Origin of the sequence: Prosthecobacter sp., from assembly GCF_034366625.1 — a bacterium.
Classification (GTDB): domain Bacteria; phylum Verrucomicrobiota; class Verrucomicrobiia; order Verrucomicrobiales; family Verrucomicrobiaceae; genus Prosthecobacter.
Window position 1 is genome coordinate 85692 of sequence record NZ_JAXMIH010000014.1, and the last position, 22496, is coordinate 108187.

A 22496-nucleotide genomic window follows, 5' to 3' on the forward strand; every position below is an offset into this window, starting at 1 on the left:
ACGAGATCGCGCCGGAACCGAGCGCGCCAGGGTTGCCGAGACGGACGACGGCATTGCCGTTGATGGTGGTGCCGCCTGTGTAGGCATTCGGGGTATTGAGGATCACCGTTCCACCGTTGCCGATGAGGTTGGCTCCCGGTGTGCCGGAAACCGCGCCGACGACGACCGAATTGCCAGCACCATTGACCAGCACGGGGCTGTTGATTTGGAGGGTGCTGCCACCTGTGCCGAGACGATAGACGTTGCCTGCGCCCACACCGAGGGTGGTGGCGGTGTAGTTACCACCAGCGGTGGAACCGAGGAAGACGCGATTGTTCGGTCCGAGGGCTCCGAGGTCAACAGCGGTGCTATAGCCGACGACGTCAATGCCGAGCGTGCCATCCACCGTTCCGCTCGTCGTTGCGAAGGTCACACTGCCAGGAAGTGCCCCGTTGTAACCCAAACCGATGGCACCAATACCGTCGTTGTTGGTGTTCACCGTGGTGACGGTAGTGCCGATGTTGGCGGCGCTCAGGATGCGGAGAGCTGCGCCTGCGTTGACCGTGATGGTGCCAGCAGAAGTGAGCTGCTCATTGGCAGGAGTGGTGCTGCCGACGCGAGCCTCAAGAGCGCCCTGATCAATGATGATGTTGCCTGCGTAGGTGGAGGCCCCGCCGAGAATGAGATTGGCAACACCCTGCTTGGTGACAGAAGCCGTGCTCCCAGCGAAGGTGCCGAGGACGTTCAACTGGTTGAACGTGTGCAGCGTGCTGCCCGTGCTGCCGTTCATCGTCAGGGCGCCGAAGATGGTATTGGTCTGGCCGCCCTGGATGCCGAGGGCGGTGCTGCCAGAGGCCATGGTGACAGCGCCGATGGCGGTGTTGCCGACCGAGGCGTGCAGGATGCCGTTGGCACCGAAGTTGACGGCGTTCTGGACGAAGACGTTGGTGGCACCATTGAGATAGGAACCCCCATTGAAGCCAAGGGCAGGACCTGCGGTGTAGAGCGATCCGCCCAGACCATACTGGGTGGTGATTGTGAGCCAGCCATCGTTGATGGTGATCGCGCCGGTCAGGTTCGGATTGCTCAGCGCGCTGATGGCGAGCTGGCCCGGACCCGCCTTGGTGAAGCCGCTGAAGCCGCCCGCACTAGCGAACGGAGCGCCGAGGGTCATGACGATGCCGCCGTTGCCCGCGAAGTTGTTTTCGACCGTGATGGTCGGAGTGGGGGTGCCAAAGCTGACGACCCCGTTCAAGGTCAGGCTCTGCGCCGACGTGCCGAAGGTGAGCTGGGTGTTGGCCGTGATGTTGTTGGCAATGGTGCGGGTGGCACCACCGGCGAGGATCTTGGCTCCGTCGGTGATGGTCAGCGCGCCTGTGCCGATCGGGCCGGCCGTCACCGTGGCTCCCAAGGCGGTCGGCGTGCTGTCCACACCGAAGATGATCGAACCTGCCGTCAGGGCGACACCACCGGTGAAGGTGCTGGCACCCGTGAGGATGAGGGAACCATTGCCAGTCTTGCTGATGGAACCACCCGCACCGGTGTTGATGCCGCTGAGGATGAGGCCGTCTGGCGACAGACCGCTGACGTTGATCGTGCGGGCTGCAGCACCGAGGTTGAGGATGCTGGCGATGGTAGGCGTGGTGCTGAAGCTGTCATTCACCGAGGTGATGCTGCCGGTGATCGTGAGAGCGGTACCACCGGTGATTGTCGGGGTGAGCGCACCGCCGGTGTTGTTGAAGGTGATGTTGCCCGCGACGGTATTTGCACCTGTGTAAGTAAGTGTGCTGCCACCATTCAGGATGATGTTGGCGCTATTATGAATAGTTCCAGCCACCGTCTGTGTGACCGCCGCGTTGTTAATGATGAGGGTGCCGTTCGGGATGGAAACCGTGGTGGTGCCGTTCGCGCTGGCGGTGCTCAAGGTAAGGGTGCCCGCATCGACATAAGTGTTTGCCGCGCCACCACCGTAGCTGTTATTGCCGGTCAGGACAAGGCCGCCCGCACCGCTCTTGACCAATGCAACGCCAGCACCAATGATTGGCGTGGCGATGGTGTTGACGCCCGCGCCGGTGTTGGTGTGGATGAAGAGCTCAGAGCCACCGCTGGTCAGGCCTGTGCCGCCGGAAATGGTCAGGGCATTGGCACCCGAGTTGATGAGCAAGCCGCCGGTGCCCAAAGTCAGCGTGCCGCTCACAGTCAAGGTCGTCGCGGCAGCGGCAGCGACGGTTAGGGAGTTGAAGGTAGGGCTGGCCGCCGAGGTCGCCGTGGCGAACACTCTGATGTTGTTGGCTGCCACGCCGTTGGTGAAGTTATTGGTCGAATATGCCGGATAACCCGACATGCCGAGCGCGCCAACACCGCCAGATGTGCCGCTCGGGGCAATGTAGCTCGCGAAGTCAGTGCCGTTCACCGTGGCCCAACCGCCGAGGATGCCGTCGTCCAAGGTGATGGCCGCAGTATTGACTTGTGTGAGAATGACCTGGCTGTTGTTGGTGCCGCCAAGGCCGAGATTATTGCCGGTGAAGTTGATGGTTGTGCCCGCCGTGGAGCGGATCAGATCCGCTATGGTCAGCGTGGACGGAGTGACCGTGCCGGTGGCAGGAGTCACCGTAATCGTGTTGGCACCGCCCAGTCCCGCGCCACCGTTGAGGGTGATGGCACCAACCGTGGCACCACTCTGCACGCCAATGTAGGTGAGCGTGCCTCCCTGCATGGTGATCGGTGTCGCGCCGACGCGGTTGGAGACAACGTAAAGACCACTGTCGTTGAGGGTCAATCCACCAAAGTAGTTGGTGATGCTGGTTGTGCCGGAGAGCTGTCCTTGATCCTGCAGGGCCAGCACGCCGTTTCGGACTGAGGTCACGCCGCTAAAGGTATTGTTGCTGGTGAGGGTGGTCGTGCTGTTGCCGGAACGGGTGTAGTTCAGATTGCCGGTGATGCTGCCGCCAAAGGTCGTGGAACCCGCGTCAGCCACGGTCAAGGTCGCCGCCGTGCCGCTGCTATTAGTGACGATGCCGGCGGAACCTGGCAGCGAAGTGGTGCTGTCGATGCGGGAAACCACCTGATTCTTGCCGTTGAGATCAAGGGTGCCTCCTCCATTGACGCGGACGGTCTGAAGCGTCGGAATCGCGTTGGTTGGAATCACCGTGAGGGTATTGTCCACGCCGCTGTTCAGGGTGAGCAGACCGTTGTTGATGGTGGTCTGGCTGCTGTTGGTGAAGAACTGCTGCTTGTCGATGCTCATGGCACCCGCACCGGTCTTGATGAAACCGTTGCTACCAAGGACTTGAGCGTTGAAGTTCAGGGTGTTCACCGTGTCGAGCTGGTGGATGATCATCTGATTGCCGCCGGACTGGATGAGACCACCGGTGAAGTCGGCGCCGCTGGCGTCGAGGACTAGGATGCCGCCGCTACCGATGTTCAGGATGGCCTCATCGCCGATGGCGTTCAGTGCGGTGGCACCGGAGAAGGTGAGGCTGTTCGTGGTTACCGAGCCGTAGAGCTGGGTGCTGTTGAGTGCGACGTTGGATGCCGTGGAAACGGCGCGGAACAGGCCGGGGGCCAGTTCGGTGGACGCGAGCGGACGGACACCACCAATGGCGGAGTAGGTGGCGAAGGCGATGCCGTTGCCAGTGGCGCTGGTATCCGCGATGATGTCAGGACGAATGCTGATGGTGTTGCTGCCATCGCCAGTGGCACCGCCAAGTAAGTTCACAACCGCAGGGGCGAAGAGATTGGCGACACCGGCACCGGGAGCGGCACCGAGGTTGTCACCGCGAATCAGCAAGGCACCACCACCCGACAAGGCGGCTAGATTTCCTGCACTCAGGATCAAGGACTGGGATGCATTCGCATCCAAAGTGATGATCGAGGAGCCAGACTGAACGCCAATCGCCCCAACGGTGCCGAGGTTCAAGGTTTCCACGGTGGCTGCACCCGCATTGCCGATGATTTTGAACTCGCCGCCCTGCATGGTGATGTTGCGCACCAAGCCGGAGCCGATGGCGAAGTTGGTGCCACCGAGGCGGTCGTTGAGATTTGCACCGCTGTTGTCGAGGATGAGCGTGCCGCCCTCAGGGAGGGTATAGGTCTGGAATTTCGTGCTGCCTGCTGCACCGCTGAGAACTGAGGTGCCTTGAGAGGTGGTGAAGGTGCCGATGCCCATGGTGCCCGTGCCCGCCGCGCTGTCGATGGTCATGGTGCCCGTGCCGATCTTGTTCAGGTTGAAGCTGGTGCTGGTCTGATTGGCGGAGCCGAAGCGGCCGGAGAATGTGAAGGTGCTGTTGTCGAAACCGGTAGCCAAGGTCGCGCCAGTGCCCGAGTTGTTGGTGACCAATCCAGTGCCAGTGATGGAGCCGGTGACGACGTTGATACCCGCGATGTCCAGGGTGCCTCCCGTGGCGAGGTTGACGTTGGAGAAGCGAGACAGACCGTTCGTGTTACCAGGGCGGAGGGTGCCATTGTTGACCTGGGTGATCCCGGTGTAATCGTTGGCGATGTTACCGAGGGAAAGGATGCCGGGGCCCTCCTTGGTGAGGTTGAAGGCACCGGTGTATTTCGCGCCGAGGGTGCCGATGACGGCAGGGCTTTCGACATTCACGATCGGGGTGCCGCCGCTGAACGTCACGAGGCCGTTGAGAGCCAGATTGTTGCCGGAGATGCCATTGAAAGTGAGTGTGTTGCTCGGATTGGAGACGGTGACGGGATTGTAGATCGTGGTGGCCACACCGGTGATTTTCACGCCGTCATTAGGGATGCTCAACGTCCCCAAGCCGAGAGGACCGGCAGCAACGACCCCAAAGTTAAACTGGTCGCTGGCACCCACAATCAGGAGGCCCTGATTAAGGGTGATGCCACCAGCGAAGGTGCTGTTGTTCGAGGAGAGTGAGAGCGCACCGGCACCTTCCTTAATGAGCGAACCGTTCTGGATGATGCCGGAGATGACGAGCGAGTTGAGCGATAAGCCGCTGGTGGTGATGGTCTTGGAACCGCCGCCCAAATTCAGAGCGCTACTGATGGTCGGAGTGGTGCCGAAGGCATCGTTCACCGCGACAATCGGACTGGCGTTGCTCAGATTGACGACGCCCGGGACGGTGAGGGTGTTGGTGCCGTTGGTAGTGGCCGGGGCGGAGAGGGTGATCGTGGTGCCATTCACGATGGAAGCGATCGTCGAGCCAGCTTGAATGCCCGTGCCCGTGATGGGTTGACCCACGGCGAGACCCGCAGAGGCAGCGACCGTGACGGTGCTGCTGCCGATCACGGTGACCGCTCCGGCCAGCGAGAAGCCAGTAGCTGCGAGGGTCGGTCCGGCTGTGCCGCCCTGGTTGTTGAGGGTGATGGTGCCTGCCACGGTATTGTTGGCTCCGAAGTAAGTCAGAGAACCGCCGCCGTTGATGATGATGTTGTTGTTGGCACCGATCTGGCCGGCATTCAGCGTCATCGTGACTGCCGCATTGTTGATGGTCAGCGTGTTGCCGCCGACGGCACCCGGATTCGGGATCGTGACAATACCCACACCGCCGTTGAGGCTGAGGGCGGAGTTGACGACGGTGTCGCCCGTGTAGGTGTTCGGGGCCGTAAAGGCCGTCGTGCCTGCTCCCGCGACGACCACGCGAGTCTGGCCGACGCCGTTGTCGATGATGCGGGAGTTCACAGTCAGGGTGTTCTGGTTGTTCATGAGGAACAACTCACTGATCCCCGCAGCCGTGCCGCCTGCGGTCAGACGACCGCTGTCGGCCGCTGCACCGATGGTGTTGTCATTGGCACCGCTCTTGATCAAACCACCGGAGACAAGGTTCAACGTGTTGGTGGCTGTGGCGAAGGTCAGATTGATGTTACCCACCATGTTCAAGCTGTTCAATGTGTCTGCGGCACCAACGGCACCCGTGGCGATGAGGCGAATATTTTGGGTGGGATTGTTACCGGCGGTGATGGTCGTGCCGGTGTAGCCCGCGTAACCCGCGTTATTCAGCGGGCCGACGCCCTTGCCAGCAGTCCAGGAGGCAAACTCAGTGCCATTGGTGACGGCCCAGCCGCCAAGAATATTGTTGGTCAGGGCAGGGGTGCCTCCATTGAGGCTGGTCAAAAGGATCTGCGAGCTGCCGATGTCCGCAAAGCCGAGGTTGGTGCCGGTAAAGTTCACACGGGAACCACTGCCAGCGGTGCGAAGCAAGTCTGTGATGGTCAAGACCGAGCGACCCGTATTGCCGGGGTTTGCGCTGATGGTGCTGTTACCACCCAGCACGGTGATGGTGCCAAGCGTTTCGGTGACGGTCTGGCCCTGCACACCGTTCAAGGTGATGGTGCCGCCGCGCGTGCTGATGGCGTTGGCGTCGGCAATGCGATTGCCCGAGATGGCGAGGTTGCCGTTGTCCATGTTCAACGTGCCAAACTCCAGATTTAATCCGGCGGTGCTGGCAAGTGTGCCGCTGTCACGCAGTTGCAGGGTGCCGCCGCGGACGTTGGTGGCTCCGGTGTAGGTCTGTGCGCTGGTGAGCAGGGTCGTGTTGTTGCCGGAACGGGTGAAGGCGAGGCTGCCGCCGATCACGCCGCCGAAGTTGCCGCCGCCGGTCGAGGTCAGGGTTGCCGCCGAGCTACTGGTGATGAGGCCGCCGGTGCCGGGGAGCAGGTTGTTGTTCGAGATCGTCGAGAAGGCCTGGTTCTGCCCGTTAAGATCGACCGTGCCAGCGTTGGCGACCAGTCCAATCGTGGTCACGGCGGCAGCGGTGGGAGCCACGAGGATCGTATTGGCCGCTCCACTGTTGAGCGTGATGGTGCCCTCGTTGTTCGTGATCGAACCGGTGAAATACTGGGAGACATTGAACGAGAGATTGCCCGCGCCGTCCTTGGTAATGCCAGCGCCGGAGATGTAGCTGCCAACCGCAAGGTCACCGAGCGCGTGGATGAACAGCGAACTGCCACCCGTTGCCACCTGACCACCGGTGAAGCCCAAGTTGCCCGTCTTGGCAAGGATGCCGATTGAGCCGGGTGCCAGGATGCTGCCTGTGTTGAAGCCCGTGAGTCCACCGCCGGCATTCAGGGTGATGGTGGCCACCGTGTTCGTGGTGAAGGTTTCGTTGCTGCTCAAGCTCAGGTTCGCCGTGGTGGTGAACATGTTGTTGATGCTGCCGAGCGTCTCATTCGCCGCGAGCAACCGGAAACCCGATCCCGCAGCGTAGGTGAGGAAGCCGGCGCCGGTGCCAGTGGCCGAAGTGTCGCCAATCATGTCCGGGCGGGTGCTGATGTTGGCGAGACCGGCGATGGCATTGCCGCCGGACAAACCAAGAGCTCCACTGGCAAGTATAGTGGCTACGCCAGCACCGGGCGTGGAGCCGAGCGAGTCGCCGCGGACCAAGTAGGTGGAGCCGGTGCTGAGGCCATGCACGCTGGCGAAGTTCAGAACCGTGGATCCGGCTCCGGGCACGAGGGTGATGACGCCGCCACCGCTTGGCGCGGTCAAGGCGCCCACGGACTCGGAGGAACCGCCCGCCGCACCCAGGATTTTCAACTCACCACCGGCCAGAGTCACCCCCTTGAGCAGGCCACCGAGGCGGTTGTTCGTGTTCGTGGTGGTGTTGTCGAGGATGAGGGAGCCGGTCTGGTTGATCACGTTGCTGGTGAAGGCCGTCTGCGCATTGCCTGAGTAGGTAACCGCGCCACCCTGGATGGTCTGGGTACCAGTGGAGGTGCTAACACCGCCGGTGAGGCCGAAGGAACCGGAGCCGATCTTCTGCACATTCAGGGTGGCCAGGACGCTGTCGTTGTAACCGAGGAAGCGGCCATCGAAGCTGGTGGCGGCATTGTTAAGACCAAAAGTCAGCGTGCGGCCCGTGCCGGAGTTGTTCGTGATGTCGCCACCGCCGCTCAACTGACTGAGGATCTGGTCAACATTGTTCAGGTCAAGACGAGTGCCGGCAACCATCGAATAGGTGGACGCATACGGAATGGTGTTGGTGGCACCGAGGAAGATCGTGCCTGCACTGAGGGTGGTGGCACCCGTGTAGTAATTGACACCGTCAAGACGGAGACCGCCATTACCCAGCTTGGTGATGCCGCCGGTGGTGCCAATCATGGTCGGCATGGCCAAGGCCAGCGGTGCATTGGCCGTGCTCGTGGCGGTGATGTTGTGGTTGGTCGCTCCGATGTCGATCTTCCCGCTGGTGCTAACGGTGAAAATCGGAGTGACGTTTGATGTGCCGATGGTGGAACTGATGTTTCCGGTGAGGGTCAGCGTGCTGCCGAAGGTGACGGCGGTATTCGTGGCGGCTCCGGTTGCTGGCTGGGAGAGTTGAACCGTTGTGCCAGACAAAATGGCGGCAATCGTGGTGCCAGCAGGGATGTTGGTGCCGGTGACAGGCATGCCGACGGCCAAACCATTTGTAGAGTTAGCTCCACTCAGCGTAAGGGTGGAGTTATTGGTCGCCGTGGTGGAGTTGCCACCGGTAACGCTGGCCGTGCGGACGGTCGCGGCGGCATTGGCGCTGGTGGAATCAAAGGTGAAGTCACCAAAGCTGGAGTTGCCCCAGAGGTTCAATACGCCACCACCATTGATGGCGATGTTCGCACCCGTAGCGATCTTGCCGCTCTGGCCGGTGGCATAGACGAGGAGGGCGTTGTTGATCGTGATGCCGCCGGTGGCGGGGAGGACGGCCTGGGCGTTGGTGCCGGAGAGCGTGGTCGTCGTGTTGATCACCGTGCCTCCCGTGTGACTGTTCAGACCATTAGTCACAATGAACGCACCCGCGCCACTGAGAACCAATCGAGTGGCTCCACCACCGGCGTTGTTCACAATGCGAGAGTTCACCGTCAAAGTGTTCGCCATGTTGGTGAGGAACAGTTCTTTGGTGCCCGCGCCGACACCGGCGCTCAGACGTCCGCTGTCCACCGTGGCACCGATGTTTCCGTCGAAAGCACCCGATTTCAAGAAGCCGCCTGAGGTCAGGTTCAAGGTGTCCGTGCCGGTCGTGAAATTGATGCTCTGAGCGGCTGTGTTGGTGAAGAAGTTCAGGGAGTTCAATGAATAGACACCGGCCGTGGCGGGAACGGAGAAGCTGTTGTTCGTCACCCTAATATTCTGCGCCGCGTTGCCTGGAGCGGCAGGGAATGCCGAGCCCGAATATCCCGGGAAACCCGTCTGATTCAGGATGCCTACACCCGTGCCTGGGAGGTAGCTGGCAAATTCGTTGCCGTTAGCGATAGCCCAGCCGCCGATGATGTTGTTCGTGAGTGTGGGTGCAGTATCGAACTTGATCTCGGCGTTGCCTGCGTTGAGTGAGATACCCAAGTTGGTGCCGGTGAAATTCACGATGGAATCTGTATTCCGGGTGAGGCTGTCAAAGGTCAGCAGCGCCGAACCGCCGGAACCAACCGAGGAGTTGATGGTCGAGAAACCACCATTCACGGTCAGTGCACCTAGATTCTGAACTGAATCAATACCGTTGCCACCGAAGTAGTTGAAGGCACCGGCCTGGAGCGTGACGGGAACCTCGCCCAGGCGGGTAAGACCAACAAGGCCGCGGTTGTCAACGTTGAAGGTGCTGCCGGTCAGAACTTCCACCGAGGTGGTGTTGGCGAAGGTGCCACTGTCGATCAGGGTGGTGGTGCCGCCGCGCAGGCTGGTGGTGCCAGTGAAGGTGTTGGCGTTGGTGAAGATGGCGGTGTTGTTGCCGGACTTGACCAAGTTGATGTTGCCATTGATCGAACCGCCGAAGCCCGCGCCATTGACTGCGGTCGTGGTGCCGCCTGCGACGGTGAAGAGGGCGGCGATGCCACTGGTGTTGGTGATCGTGCCGCCGGTGCCAGCGAGGTTGCTGGCGCTGCCAAGGATGGCGACGGCCTGATTGTTGCCGTTGAGATCCACCGTGCCGGAGTTGACCTGGAGGTTGTTGGTGCCACCGATGGCGTTCACAAACAGGGTGTTGGCACCGCCATTGAGAGTCAGCGTGCCGTTGTTCACTGTTGTCACACCGGTGTAGAATTGGGGCCGGTTGAGGGTCAGCGTACCTGCCCCGGCCTTTGTCACGCCCGCTGTGCCTGTGATGCCGGCGGAGAAATTGAGATTGCCGTTGGTGTGGATGAAACCAGGAACGGCCGCCAGCGCAATCAGGCCGCCGCTGATTCCTGAATTACCCGCCTGCGCGATGATGCCGCCGCTGGTGAGGGTCAATATCGTGTTCTGCGGAATCGGCCCCGCAGCCTGCGTGCCGCCAAACTGATTCAGAGTCAGGCTGTTGATCGTGGTGGCGGCAATATACGCACCCCCGTGAGTATAGCCCATTCCCACGTTGGTGGTGGCACCGGAACTGAGGAATGGAGCGAGTTCCGCAGCGGTGAGCGCGCGGAAGCCGGGGCCGCCGGCGGTATTAACGCCAGCAGCACCGACGTAGGTGGCGAAGGATGTGCCGGCACCGGTCAAGGAAGTATCCACGAGGATGTCAGGCCGGATTGACATGGTCGTCGTACCAACCGCTCCGTTAGCACCGACTTGGACAGGCGCTGTTCCAGTCAGTGTGAAGTTGGCCACGCCAGCGCCCGCTGTCGATCCGAGGTTCGGGCCACGCAGCAAGAGGGTGGAACCGCCGACCACCCCGCCCATGACGCCCGCGTTCAGGACAGTACCCTGAGTGCTGGTTGGCGAGAGATTGATGACGCTGGCACCAGAAGCCATGGTGACCAGACCGCCCTGAACCGTCAGGGCTGAAGCGGCCGGAACAGTGGCGGCCACACTGAGAGTGAGCGTGTTGGTGGCCTGATTGATGGCGGTGATGGTCGTGTTTGCCGCGAAACCGGGACCCGAGATACCCATGCCGACGACGAGATTGTCAACGTTGGTGACAAGCAGCGTGGTTGATGCTGAGGAAGCGACACCAGATGTCTTTGGAATGACGATGCCCAGCGACTCAGTCGTTGGGGCTGCGGAGTTGCCGAGAATCGTGAGCGTGCCGCCGTTCAAGGTGAGGCCGACGCTGTCGGTGGCGGTGTCCACCTGGCCGCCGAGGCGGCTGTTGACGTTGGTGCCGGAGTTGTCGAGGACGAGGGTGCCGCCGTCGAGGACGTTGTTGGTGGCGAAGAGGCTGTTGGCCGTGCCACTATAAGTCAGAGTTCCCTGCCCCGCGATGAGGATGCCGGTGGAGGTGCTCGTTCCGCTAAGGGTGAGGTTGCCGGTGCCGATCTTCGTCACGTTCAGGGTATTCGGAGCCGCCGCACTGAAGCGGGCGAAGGAACCGTCGAAGGTGGAGTTGGTGTTGTCATAACCGACGAGCAGGGCACCGGCGGTGCTGGAGGCATTGGTGACCACACCGGTGCCGGTGAGGGAACCGAAGAGGGCGCTGGCACCGTTCAAGTTCAGGTAAGAAGTGGCGCTGGCGAGGTCGAGTCGGGAGTTGCGTGCACCGGCGAAGGCTCCCGCCGGGTTGGCGACAATGGCGATGGTGCCCGCGCTGACGGTGGTATTGCCGGTGTAGGGGTTCTGAGCCTGGAGACCGAGGACGCCCGCGCCGGTCTTGGTGAGACCTGCGGTGCCGAGCATGGCGGCCTGGATGTCCACGGAAGGCAGGAGGGCGGAAACATCCTGGCCATTCCAGAGGGTGGACGCGACGTTGAAGGTCCGATTGCTGGCCCCGAGATCGACCCGACCGGCGATACGGGCGATGGCTCCGGGGTTGCTGGAGGTGACGTTGACGTTGCCGTTCAAGAACAAGGTGCCGCCAAAGTCGGCTCCATTGGGCACCACGTCGCCCTGGAAGGAACTGATGAGCGCGCCCTGATTCCCGCCGTTATTATTAATGTTGAGGCCAGCCAGGGTGTTGTTGCCCGCGAGGAGGAGGAAGCCGGGGCCGTTGACCGTGACGATGTTGGCCGGATCAATCTGGCCGCCGTTCACTTCCATGGTGATGCGGGCGTCCACACCATTGATCCCACCGTTGATGACGACGCCGTTGGTGGAGTAAGGAATGGTGACCACACCGACACCGCCATTCAGGCGCAGGTTGCCCTGATTCACAATCGTGCCGCCGGTGTAGGTATTCGCAGCGGTCAGAGCGAGGGCGGAGGCGCCAGATTTCACGAGCGACACAGTGCCGGTGCCAGCTCCGGTGGCGAGGGCGTCGGAGGTATCAACGATGACCGAGTTGATGGTGATCGTGTTTTGATTGTTGAAGGTGATCAGCTCGGTGTTGCCGGAGAGGGCGGTGCCGCCGGCGGTGAGGATACCGCGGTTGGCGGCGGTGCCGAAGTTGACCGCGCCGTTTTCATTGCTCTTCAGAATGCCGCCCAAGGCGAGGTTGAGGAAATCCGGGCCACCCGTGGTGGTGCCGTTGGTGAAGGTGTAATTGAGGGTTGCCGTTCCGGTGGAGCGCAGACTGCCGATGGTGGTGTCCGCCGCAAGGGTGACGCTGGCGCTGTTCGTGGAGATGTTGGTGGGCAGATTGTTACCGCTGGCGAGCCCCGCGGCATAGGTCGGGAAGCCAGCTTGACCGATGGCACCGACGCCCAGATCGACCGAGTAGGCGGCATAATCATGTGAGTTGATGATCGCCCAGGGTCCGAGAGCGGCGGTGTTGGCCTGGCCGGTGATGAGGATGCGCGGGAAACTACCCAAAGTGCCGAGGCTGGTGCCGGCGAAGTTCAAGGTGGCTCCGGCGGTGCGGCTGAGGCTGGTGAGGGTGAGTTCGGCGGAGTTGATGCCGGTGCCGCCGATGGTGAGGGCGATGGTGGAGGCGCCTTCGGCGGCAGTGACCGCGCCGAGGGTTTCGGTCGAGGCCGTCTGGGCGCGTCCGATGTAGTTCAGCGTGGCACCACGCAGGTCAATGGCCGCTGCATTGTTGATGCGGTCATCGTGATTGATCGTGCCGACGTTGTTGTCCAGCGTGAGGATGCTGTAGTTGATGTCGAGATTGGTGGTGCCGGAGAAACGGGCGGAATCGCGCATCAAAGTGGTGCCGGCGGCGATGAGGATGTCACCGGTGGTGTTGCTGTCGGAGAACATCGACAGCGCGACGTTCGCCCCCGTCTTCTGGAAGGCGGCGGAACCGGTGATGGTCCCGGCAAAGTTTCGGGCAGCGTCCAAGTTCTGGACAAAGGTGGAACCAGCGGAGCCGGTGATCGTTCCACCGGCGTTGGCGACACCAGCATCGGTGAAGAGGCGGGAAGTCTGGGCGTTGCCATTGAGGTCGAGGGTGCCTCCAGCGCTCAGGTGCAGGAAATTATTGAAGAAAAGCGTGTTGTTGCCACCGGCCATCTTCAATGTGCCCTGATTGATGACCGTCTGACCGCCGGCGATGTTGCCATTCACGCCAGTAATCACGCTCGCTGTCGGCTGGAGCGTCAGGATACCGTCGCCTGCCTTGATGAAAGAGACATTGCCGTTGCCCTGGCCGTTGCCACCCTGGAGCAGGCTGGTCAACGTCGTGTTGTCCGTGGCAAGGCCGACAGTGTGAATGATGAGCGGAGTGCCGCCAGCCGTGTAGGAGAGCACACCACCGCTGATGCCGGCATTGCCCGCCTTGGTGAGGATACCGCCGCTCTGGATGGTAAGGAGGTCAAGCGGCTTCATGGTGACTCCACCGCCGCTTTCCAGCGTGAGGGAGTTGAGCCTGCGTGTATCGATCGCCGCGATAGTCGTGAGCATGCGGACGTTGGTGTCCACAGTGAGCAGACTGGTCACCATTTCCGTGCCGGTGTTCAGCGGGCGGAGGATGGCGGTGCTGGCGGTCGCGGCGGCAGCGGCATCGGCAGTGGCAAAGGACACACCAAGCCCCGAGGCGGTTGTGTCCACGAGCGCCCAAGGAATGATGGACTTGTTGGTCGTGCCCGTCGCTCCAGTCTGACCGGCAAAAGCAAAGCCAGTGGTGGTGGAGGCGATGGTGGCAACATTCGCAGCAGCGGCAGATCCGAGGCTCGTGCCGCGGAACAGAGCGGTCGCGCCCGACGGCGAAGTTGTGGCATTGATCGCAGGGGATGGATTGTTGGGAGCACCAAACACCAGATTTGACTGCTGGCCTGTGCCCGCCGTGACGGTGATGATGCTCTGCCCACGCGCAAAGGTAGGCGCGGCGAAAGTCTGGGTGGTGGTGCCGGCGGCGCTGCCGATGACATTGAGATTACCCTGGAGGGTGATCAGCCTGGTGGTGCCGAGGCGGTTGTTAGTGTTGGTGCCGCTGTTGTCGAGGGTCAAGGTGGCGCCCTGATTGACCAAAATCGGAATAGCGGCACCGCCAAGAATCGTGCCCGCGTCTTTCAAGGTCATGGTGCCTTGGAGCACCGTGATGTCAGTCGTGGGCACCACGGTGTTGGCCGTGGTGATGTTCAGCGTGCCGGCTCCGTATTTTCTGACGGCGAAGTATTGGTTGGCCGTGGTGGTGGCCGCGGTGAGGTTGCTGTTGAGGTTGATGACGCCCGTGCCTTCGGCGTTGAACAACAGCGCGCGCGCGGTCGTCGTGTTATTATTAACGGTGCCGTTGATGTTGAGGGTGGCACCGCTGGCAGCACCAATGGCTGCATCTGCATCCATCCTCAAGACCCCGGTCGTGGTGCTGGTTCCAGACACACCGCGCAACTGACCGCCAAAGTTAACGCCCCCCAACGCGACGTTGACCGTCGTGCTGGAGTTCAACGTGATCGCATTGCCAACTGATACACCATTCAAGTTGACGGCCGCTCCGAAGACACCCGGAACGGTGATCACCGAAGTGTCTAGCGCCGTGGCATGACTTAACTGGAGGGTTCCTGCATTCACCGTCACCGCGCCACCGAAGCCGGTATTGTCCGCCGCGATGTCGAGGAGGCCGTTATCGGCTTTGACAAAGCCATTGGCGGTGGTGCCAAACGCCGAATTCAACAGCAACATCTTGCCTTGAACCACTTCGAGAACGTTGTTCGCAGCGGTGGCGTTACTGAAATTGATGGTGCGCGAGGTGGTGATGTTGTCCGCCGCGCGGAAGGTCGCGGTGGTCCCGTTTAGCGTGATGGTGTTTAAGAGATCGCCGAGCGCCCCATCGCTGGTGGCAGCCAGCACACCACCAGTCACCGAGATGGCACCCGCGAAATCGTTGGTGTCATCTTCCAAAAGCAAAGAACCGGTTCCAGTCTTCGTTAAATCGGCCGCCCCAGACACCTTCCCGGCAAGCACGAGGCCCTGCACGATGTTGGATGCGGTGCCGCCGTTGACACTGAAGATAGGCGTGACATTGGAAAATGTGGTCGTGCCGGTAAACTCGAGCCCATAACCGTTTGTGTTGGTGACGGTGAGAGTATTGCTGCCGAGGGTGAGGGTGCCTAGCTGAATCGTCTTGTTCAGCGCCGTGGAACCCGGAAAACCCGCCACGCCCGTGCGATCCACCGAAATGGTGCTGTTGCCGGTGGCCGTCACATTGTCGCCGAAGACGATGTCCTGCCGGTTGCCGTAGCCAGTGCCGTTGTCGCGGAGAGCAAGTGTGCCTCCTGCCAGAGAAATTTCATTTGCAACGCTACTATTGAGAGAGCCCGCGCCCACGGCCGCCAAGGTGCCGCTGTTGACGGTGACACCGCCCGTGAAGCTGTTGTTACCTGCCAGAACCGTCACGCCGTTGGAGCTAGCAGCCACCCCGCTCACAGTGATGTTCCGCGGACCGCCTGTCTCAGTAATCGGACCACTGAGGATGAGCTGTCCGGTTAAATTGGCATTCAAGTTCGAGATGGCCAAGTCATCGTTCAAGACAATCCCGGCGGAAATGACATCAGTGGCCGTTGCTGCCGCCGCCTTGGCCATGATGGCTCCCAAACCTCCATTGTCGAAGGTCAGCGTGCTGCCATTGCCCGACTGCAACGTGTATCCAAAGAAGGCCGTGGTTGGATCTCCAATATTCAACGTGCCGGTCGTGGCGTTAATGTCGAGATTGATGATTTGCGCCGCCGTCAGGTTGGCCGTGAGATTGATAACGTCCCCTGGCGCATTGGCAGGCACACCACCCGTCCAGTTGCCAGCGGTGTTCCAAGTGAAGGGACCGGCACCAGTCTGATTCCATGTAAATGTCGCCCCCTGTGCGATTGGACCTGGGAGCCATGTTGCCATAAGGCAAATCATGAACCATCCAATGAGTTGGCGGTGGTGGCGTAGTGTCTTCATATGCATAAAATAAAATTAAATGGCACGATCAATCCCTCGGGGGAGGGAGCTTGGGATGCGTAAGATTCGATGAATGTTTGTGTCCTGCGGGAGAGGCAAAAAACTGCTCCAGGTCCTTCTGTGCACGAAAAACCTTCGCGACAAAATGGTCGCGAAAACAGCTTTGCGAGGGGCGCATGACTGCATCGGGCGTGGTGATTGGACATGAATGAATTGAACCTTATCAAACCACAGTGAACGCTCATCCGACAAACCTTTTTCTTCACTTTGAAAAAAAAGATTTAAATCATTGAAAAAGAACAGGTTAAATTAACACCAAGCTGCACTATCATGAATCAGAAAAAAACTTAGCGGCACCCCCTCTAAAAGAGGTTGTTTCCAATCCAAGATTTACGGAGTTTTTAACTAACCAAACTGCCAATTGTGCCAAATCGGCAGTATCCCCGACAGGAATCGAACCTGTATTTAGAGTTTAGGAAACCCTCGTTCTATCCATTGAACTACGGGGACGTGGTGAATTCAGAACCTCCATTTCTACCGGTTTTGGAACGGTTTCAACTTCCGTTTGCGGCTTGTGAATCAAGTCGCAACATCGCCTTCCCTGCCGCGTTTTCACGCTTCCACCACCCCAACCCACCCTCCCCATGCCCAGCGCCTCCCTTTCTCGCCGTCATTTCATCACCAGCAGTGCTGGCTTTACCGCCGGGGTTTTCACCGGCCCGAATCTCCTCCTGCGCGGCCAGGATGCGGCCGGAAAACGCCTGAATCTGGCTCAAATCGGTGCCAATGGCAAAGGCTTGGCTGATACGGGCATGGTCACGCTGAACCACAACATCGTGGCGATGGTCGATGTCGATACCAAGCGTCTCGATGAAGCTGCCAAGAAGCGTGAAAAGCACCACCTCGACTCCAGCCAGTCAGCACCGCCCGCGCCGAAGCTCTACCAGGACTTCCGCAAGATGTTCGATGAGATGGCCAAGGATATCGACGGCGTCATCGTCTCGACACCCGACCACACCCACTATCTGGCGGCCATGTGGGCCATCAAGCACGGCAAACACGTCTGCGTCCAAAAACCCCTCTGCAACTACATCTCCGAGGTGCGCGATCTGCATCGTGCTGCGAAAGAGGCTAAAATCGTCACCCAAATGGGCAATCAGGGCCGCACGATGGACGGCCAGCGCATGGCGAAAGAATGGATAGAGCAGGGCGTCATCGGCACACTCAAGGAAATCCGCCTGTGGACGAACCGCCCGATCTGGCCGCAGGGACCGATCAAAAAGAAGCTCATCGAGTGCCCGCCCAACCTGAACTGGGATCTCTGGCTCTCCTGCGAGCCGAGCGAGCCTTACTTTGAGTTCGACCTCGACGAGGTCGCCACGAAAAAGAACAAGCGCAGCCCCGGCCCGCATCACTTCAACTGGCGCGGCTGGTGGCAGTTCGGTTCAGGCGCGTTGGGCGACATGGGTTGCCACATCATGGACTCCACGTTCAGCATCCTCGGTCAGCTCATTCCTGAAAAAATCGACGCCGAAAGCGGCCCAATCAGCGATTTGAACGCCCCGACCTGGAGCAAACTCGTGTACCACATGCCCGCTGGGAAGCATGCCGCCATGACGGTTTCCTGGCACGATGGTGAGAAAGATGGCATGCCCAACAAGCCCGAGCGTCATCCAGACATCCCAGAGGAAACTTTCAAGAAGGCCCAGAGCGGCATGATGTTCATCGGCACCGATGGTGTCATCTTTGAAGGCGACGCCTACTGCAAGAGCCCGATCATTTATCCGCTGGAAAAATACACCCAGGTCCGCCTCGACATGAAGGCGGGCAAGATCAAGCAGACCGAAACCCGCAGCGTCATGCCGGACAATCCGCAGGGCGAGTGGGCGCACCACATCGTCAACGGCGGCCTGCCCAGCTCGAACTTCGACTACTCCGCCCCGCTCACCGAGTTCGTGCTGCTTGGCAATCTCGCCATTCGCGCCCAGCAGACCGTGCAGTGGGACAAGGGAGCGATGAAAGTCACCAACACCGAGGCTCCAAACAAGTTCATCACCCGCCCGTCGTATCGCGACGGCTGGAAGGTCTGAGTCGAGTCATGTCGTGAGGTGGTCCAGTTGCGGCGCAACTGGACTACTTTACCGCAGATTCACCGCACCACCGTCAATCGGATAAGAACTGCCGGTAACGAAGGATGCCTCGTCACTGCATAAATACAGCGCGAGTGCCGCGATCTCCTCCGGCTTGGCCATGCGGCCGATCGGCTGGGCTTCGCTGAGCTTTTGGAACATTTCTGCTTCCTGACCGGGATACGTTTTAGCCAGATAGCCATCGACGAACGGCGTGTGAACTCGCGCAGGCGCGATGCAGTTGCAGCGGATGCCCTGCTTGATGAAATCCTTCGCAATCGAGTAGGTCATCATCAAGACCGCCCCTTTCGTCATCGAATACGCAAAACGATCCGCGAGTCCCATCTGCGCCGCGATGGAACACATGTTCAGGATCACGCCCGCCTTCTTCTCGGTCATGTGAGCCAACGCGGCCTGCGCACAGGCATGCACTCCCTTGATGTTCACGCGATGCAAGCGGTCCATGTCCTCCTCGGCCGTGGTCAAAGCGGTGCCGATGTGAGCGATGCCTGCGTTGTTGACGAGAATGTCGATCTTGCCGTGCTGCTTCGCCACGTCGTCAAAGATGGTCTTCACTTCGCCATAGTTGCCCACATCACACGCAGAGCCACGCGCACTGCCGCCAGCGGCTTTGATCTGATCCACGGTGACCTGTGCCGAGTCCTGCTTGAGGTCCAGCACTTCGACATGCGCTCCTTGTTTGGCGAAAAGGACGGCGATGGCCTGGCCGATGCCTGATCCGGCTCCGGTAATGATGACGGTTTTATTGGCGAGTGAGAACATGAGTGGAGGGAAACAGCGATTGGCGGCTCTTTTTTACTTCTTTCCTTTTTTTCGGGCTTCGGACTCCACAAAACCGGGCACAAAGCCCGCGAACCGGCTTTCGAAGCGCTTCGGGATCACGCATTGAATCACCGCGCGACCACTTTCGTAGTCTTCGGTGAGCACCTTGCCTTCCTGATGCGCCAGCGCCACGAGATCCATGCGGTCCAGCGGCAGATCCAGTTCCAGGCGCACCACGCGGTCGATCAAAAACTCATCCAAACGGTGCAGCAGGTCGTCCATTCCCTGCCCGGTCTTCACGGAAATCGCCAGCGCTTCAGGAAACTCGCGTTGCAACTCCATCAGCCGCGCATCATCCACCAAATCGACTTTGTTCAGCACCAGCAACACGCGTTTGTCGCCCGCACCGAGCTCACCGAGCACCTTCGTGGTGGTTTTATAAAACTCGACGGCCTGCATGGAACTGGCGTCGATGACATGGATGAGGAAATCCGCCTGCGTAGCTTCTTCCAGCGTCGCACGGAAGGATTGCACCAGATCGTGCGGCAGATTGCGAATGAACCCAACGGTGTCTGTGACAAGCAGCGACTGACCATCCGGCAGTTCCATGCGCCGCGTGGTCGTATCGAGCGTGGCAAAAAGCTTGTTCTCCACATAAGCATCGGCGGCGGTGAGTTTGTTCAGCAGCGATGATTTGCCCGCGTTCGTGTAGCCGACGATGGCCACATGCGGCACAAACACCCGCGTGCGATCCTTGCGCATTGTGTCTCGCTGCTTTTTCACGTCTTCAAGATCGGCACGCAGTTTGTCGAGCCGCTTGCTCGCGAGACGACGGTCCACTTCGAGCTGCGTTTCACCTTCACCACGCGCCGCACCGGCTCCACCCACGCCACCACCAGCGCCGCCGCCTTGACGATCCAAGTGCGCCCACATGCGGGTGAGTCGCGGGATGGAATACTCCATCCGTGCCAGTTCCACCTGCAAGCGCGCTTCACGCGTCTTTGCCCGCATGTTGAAAATATCGAGAATGACCTCATGGCGGTCGATCACGCAGATGTTGCCCTCGCTTTCCCACGCCCGCTGCTGTCCTGGACTGAGTTCGTTGTCCCACACGATGCAGTCAGCGCCGATGTCCTTCGCCTGCTTCATCAGCTCCGCCGCCTTGCCGCTGCCGATCAGATAGCGGGCCGTGTGCTCACGGGAAAAAACGAGTTCCTTGCCGATGATGTTGATGCCCAGCGTTGTCACCAGCTCGGCCAGCTCTTCGAGCAAATCGAAGCCCTCCTGCTTGTGACGGCGATCAAAGTAGGCCCCGATGAGAAAGGCGCTCTCGACCATGTTGGGTTTTTCGCGGATGTCGAACATGAGGCGAGCATGGCGAGCGACGCTACATTGCCAAGCTGCGTATTCCATGCCATGAACACGCACATGACACGCCGCCTTCTTCTGATCAGCCTCTGCCTCGGTCTCGCTGCCTGCGACTCCTCGGACACGGCCGCCCTGCCGCTCAACCTCTACGAATGCGATGCCGGAGAAGCCGCGCTGCGGCATCTCATCACCAAGCTGCCCGACCTGAATCCCGGCGTCGCTAAAAGCTACGCCATCGTCCTCGGCGAAATCAACCGCGACGGCATGACGCCCGCCACCGATGTCTTCACCAAGCGCTTTGCCGATTTGAAGCTCAAGTTCATCAACGCGCAAAACCTCAAGGACACCGATCCCGACCACACCATCGTCGATGCCGAAACGCGCCTCGCCGCCTTCATCCTTCAGCTCCGCAAACTCCAGCAGACCAGCGCCACCACCTGGGACGCCGAAGTCGGCTGGAGCTACAAGAAGGAATTTGAGCGCATGAAGCTGCGCATCGAGGTCAAGGATGGCAAAGCGAGTGTGGTTGACCAAGCACCTGCGCGGTAACGCCTGCCTTGACCTTTGACCCGCCCTATTTCAGCGCGCCCTCGTCCTGGCTGTCCACATCAAGCTGGCGCACGCGTTTGCGGTCGCGTTCGTTTTGAACTGCGGTGCGGAGTTTTTCGCGGACAGCTTCCACGCCGGGAATGGCGCGCATGGGAACGGTGGGGGTGGTAGCGTCGGAGGTGACCATGGTGAGGTTGCCAAGGCCAACGAGGCGCAGAAGCAGGGGCTGCTCAATGGCGTAGTCTTTGACGCGGTAGAGTTCGAGTTCGTCGACCCGCTTGTTCAAGATGCCGCTGCGGATACGCAGCCGCTGCGAGGTCAGTTCATAAAAGGTGCATTTCGTGACCCACCAACGCACAAGCCACATTACCAGCGGAATGATCAGCGCGAGATAAGCCAGGCCGCCGGTGAACAGGGCGGGGATGGTGGCCGCGAAGGCGATGCCGACGGCGATCACGATGCAGAACAGATAATACCAAAAGTGAACCCACTGGGAGGTGTGGCCGCTCCAGAGAACGGTTTCGGCGGAGGGCGGGACGGAAGAATCGTCGTTATTCATGATGATGGATGTTTGAGGTGCTGCTGCGCGGTTGGAAAATCAGAGTGTGGACGCAATCTCATCAAGCGCCTGCTTCGTACGTTTGATGCCTTCGATCTCAGGGTGCTTGTCGCCTTCGTATTCGATGCCGATGTAGCCCTTGTATCCGGCTTTGATGACGATGTCGATGAGGCGCTGGAAATCGAGGGTCATCTCGCGGCCTTCACGGCGGTCTTCGGTGTAGAATTTACCGGCGCCGGTGTCCCAGTCATACGCCTTGGCGCTGACGCCCTGCTTTACCCACGGCATGAATTCGCGCAGGCCTTTGTAGGGGTTGTACAGCTCGCCCTTGTTGCGGTCGGTGTAGAAGTTGCCGAAGTCGGGCAAAATGCCGACGCGGGCGTGATCGGCGGCTTTCATGACACCAGTGAGCCAGAGACCGTTGCTGGAGAGACCGCCGTGATTTTCGACGACAATGAAGAGGCCGCGCTTGTCGCCCTCGACGCACAGACGGTGCAATCCATCAGCAGCGAGCTTCATCTGCTCGTCCCAGCTCAAGTTAGGATCGCTGGCGGCATTCACGCGGATGCTGTGGCAGCCGAGCGTAGCGGCGGCATCAAGCCACTTGATGTGATTCTCGATGGTCTTGGCGCGTTTGGACTCATCAGGATCGCCGAGATTGCCTTCACGGTCGCACATGATGAGCAGACCTTTCACGCCTTCGCCTTCCTGGCGTTTCTTCATCTCGCCGAGGTAGGCGGCATCGGTGGCCTTGTCGAAGAACATCTGGTTCACGTACTCGACGCCTTCGATGCCGAGGCTGCGGGCGATTTTGGCAAAGTCGAGATGCTCATGACGCTCCGCGTTGCCTTTGCCAAAGATGCCCTTGTTCAGCGACCATTCGGCGAGCGATATTTTGAATGGCGGCTCCTTGTCAGCCGCGATGACGTTACGTGAACCCACAGCGGCAATGGCGGCGGTGGCGATCTGAAGAAAATGGCGGCGGGAGGAGGCGCGATGGGGCATGGGCATGATAGCCAGCATT

The 22496-nt window shown here is 60.3% G+C and carries 7 protein-coding genes and 1 tRNA gene (1 of these 8 only partly in view); 2 read left to right on the forward strand and 6 right to left on the reverse strand.

Going from position 1 to position 22496, the window contains the following annotated elements:
- Positions 1–16030, reverse strand: the beginning of a protein-coding gene (locus U1A53_RS16180; RefSeq protein WP_322282525.1) for an autotransporter-associated beta strand repeat-containing protein. It extends 19781 nt beyond the left edge of the window; the window shows 16030 of its 35811 coding nt (coding positions 1–16030); its start codon is at positions 16028–16030; its stop codon lies off the left edge, out of view.
- Between the two features lie 492 nt (positions 16031–16522).
- Positions 16523–16594, reverse strand: a tRNA-Arg gene (locus U1A53_RS16185).
- 134 nt (positions 16595–16728) lie between these two features.
- On the opposite strand from U1A53_RS16185, the gene U1A53_RS16190 reads away from it, so the two are divergent.
- A complete protein-coding gene (locus U1A53_RS16190) occupies positions 16729–18174 on the forward strand; it encodes a Gfo/Idh/MocA family oxidoreductase (protein WP_322282526.1) in 1446 nt (481 codons plus the stop codon).
- A gap of 48 nt (positions 18175–18222) precedes the next feature.
- Here U1A53_RS16190 and U1A53_RS16195 read toward each other — a convergent pair whose 3' ends face one another.
- Positions 18223–18996 carry a glucose 1-dehydrogenase gene (locus tag U1A53_RS16195; RefSeq protein ID WP_322282528.1) on the reverse strand — a complete coding sequence of 258 codons (774 nt, stop codon included), beginning with the start codon at positions 18994–18996 and terminating at the stop codon, positions 18223–18225.
- Positions 18997–19029: 33 nt separating this feature from the next.
- Entirely contained in the window at positions 19030–20361 is a 1332-nt protein-coding gene (gene hflX / locus U1A53_RS16200) for a GTPase HflX (protein WP_322282530.1), read from the reverse strand.
- 63 nt (positions 20362–20424) lie between these two features.
- Here hflX and U1A53_RS16205 point away from each other — a divergent pair, with 63 nt between their 5' ends.
- Entirely contained in the window at positions 20425–20913 is a 489-nt protein-coding gene (locus tag U1A53_RS16205; RefSeq protein ID WP_322282531.1) for a hypothetical protein, read from the forward strand.
- Positions 20914–20938: 25 nt separating this feature from the next.
- On the opposite strand, the gene U1A53_RS16210 is transcribed toward U1A53_RS16205, so the two are convergent.
- Both U1A53_RS16210 and U1A53_RS16215 read right to left on the reverse strand, forming a co-directional pair.
- On the reverse strand, positions 20939–21472 hold the full coding sequence (locus tag U1A53_RS16210; RefSeq protein ID WP_322282533.1) for a PH domain-containing protein: 534 nt from the start codon (positions 21470–21472) through the stop codon (positions 20939–20941).
- A gap of 39 nt (positions 21473–21511) precedes the next feature.
- Complete coding sequence (locus U1A53_RS16215; RefSeq protein WP_322282535.1) at positions 21512–22477, reverse strand: sugar phosphate isomerase/epimerase family protein; 966 nt, start codon at positions 22475–22477, stop codon at positions 21512–21514.
- Between the last annotated feature and the right edge of the window lie 19 nt (positions 22478–22496).

What these genes read in the sequence shown, in the direction of transcription:
- U1A53_RS16195 (WP_322282528.1), bottom strand. Translation starts at nt 18,996, where the DNA reads ATGTTCTCACTCGCCAATAAAACCGTCATCATTACCGGAGCCGGATCA.
- U1A53_RS16215 (WP_322282535.1), bottom strand. Translation starts at nt 22,477, where the DNA reads ATGCCCCATCGCGCCTCCTCCCGCCGCCATTTTCTTCAGATCGCCACC.
- U1A53_RS16210 (WP_322282533.1), bottom strand. Translation starts at nt 21,472, where the DNA reads ATGAATAACGACGATTCTTCCGTCCCGCCCTCCGCCGAAACCGTTCTC.
- U1A53_RS16190 (WP_322282526.1), top strand. Translation starts at nt 16,729, where the DNA reads ATGCCCAGCGCCTCCCTTTCTCGCCGTCATTTCATCACCAGCAGTGCT.
- U1A53_RS16205 (WP_322282531.1), top strand. Translation starts at nt 20,425, where the DNA reads ATGACACGCCGCCTTCTTCTGATCAGCCTCTGCCTCGGTCTCGCTGCC.
- hflX (WP_322282530.1), bottom strand. Translation starts at nt 20,361, where the DNA reads ATGTTCGACATCCGCGAAAAACCCAACATGGTCGAGAGCGCCTTTCTC.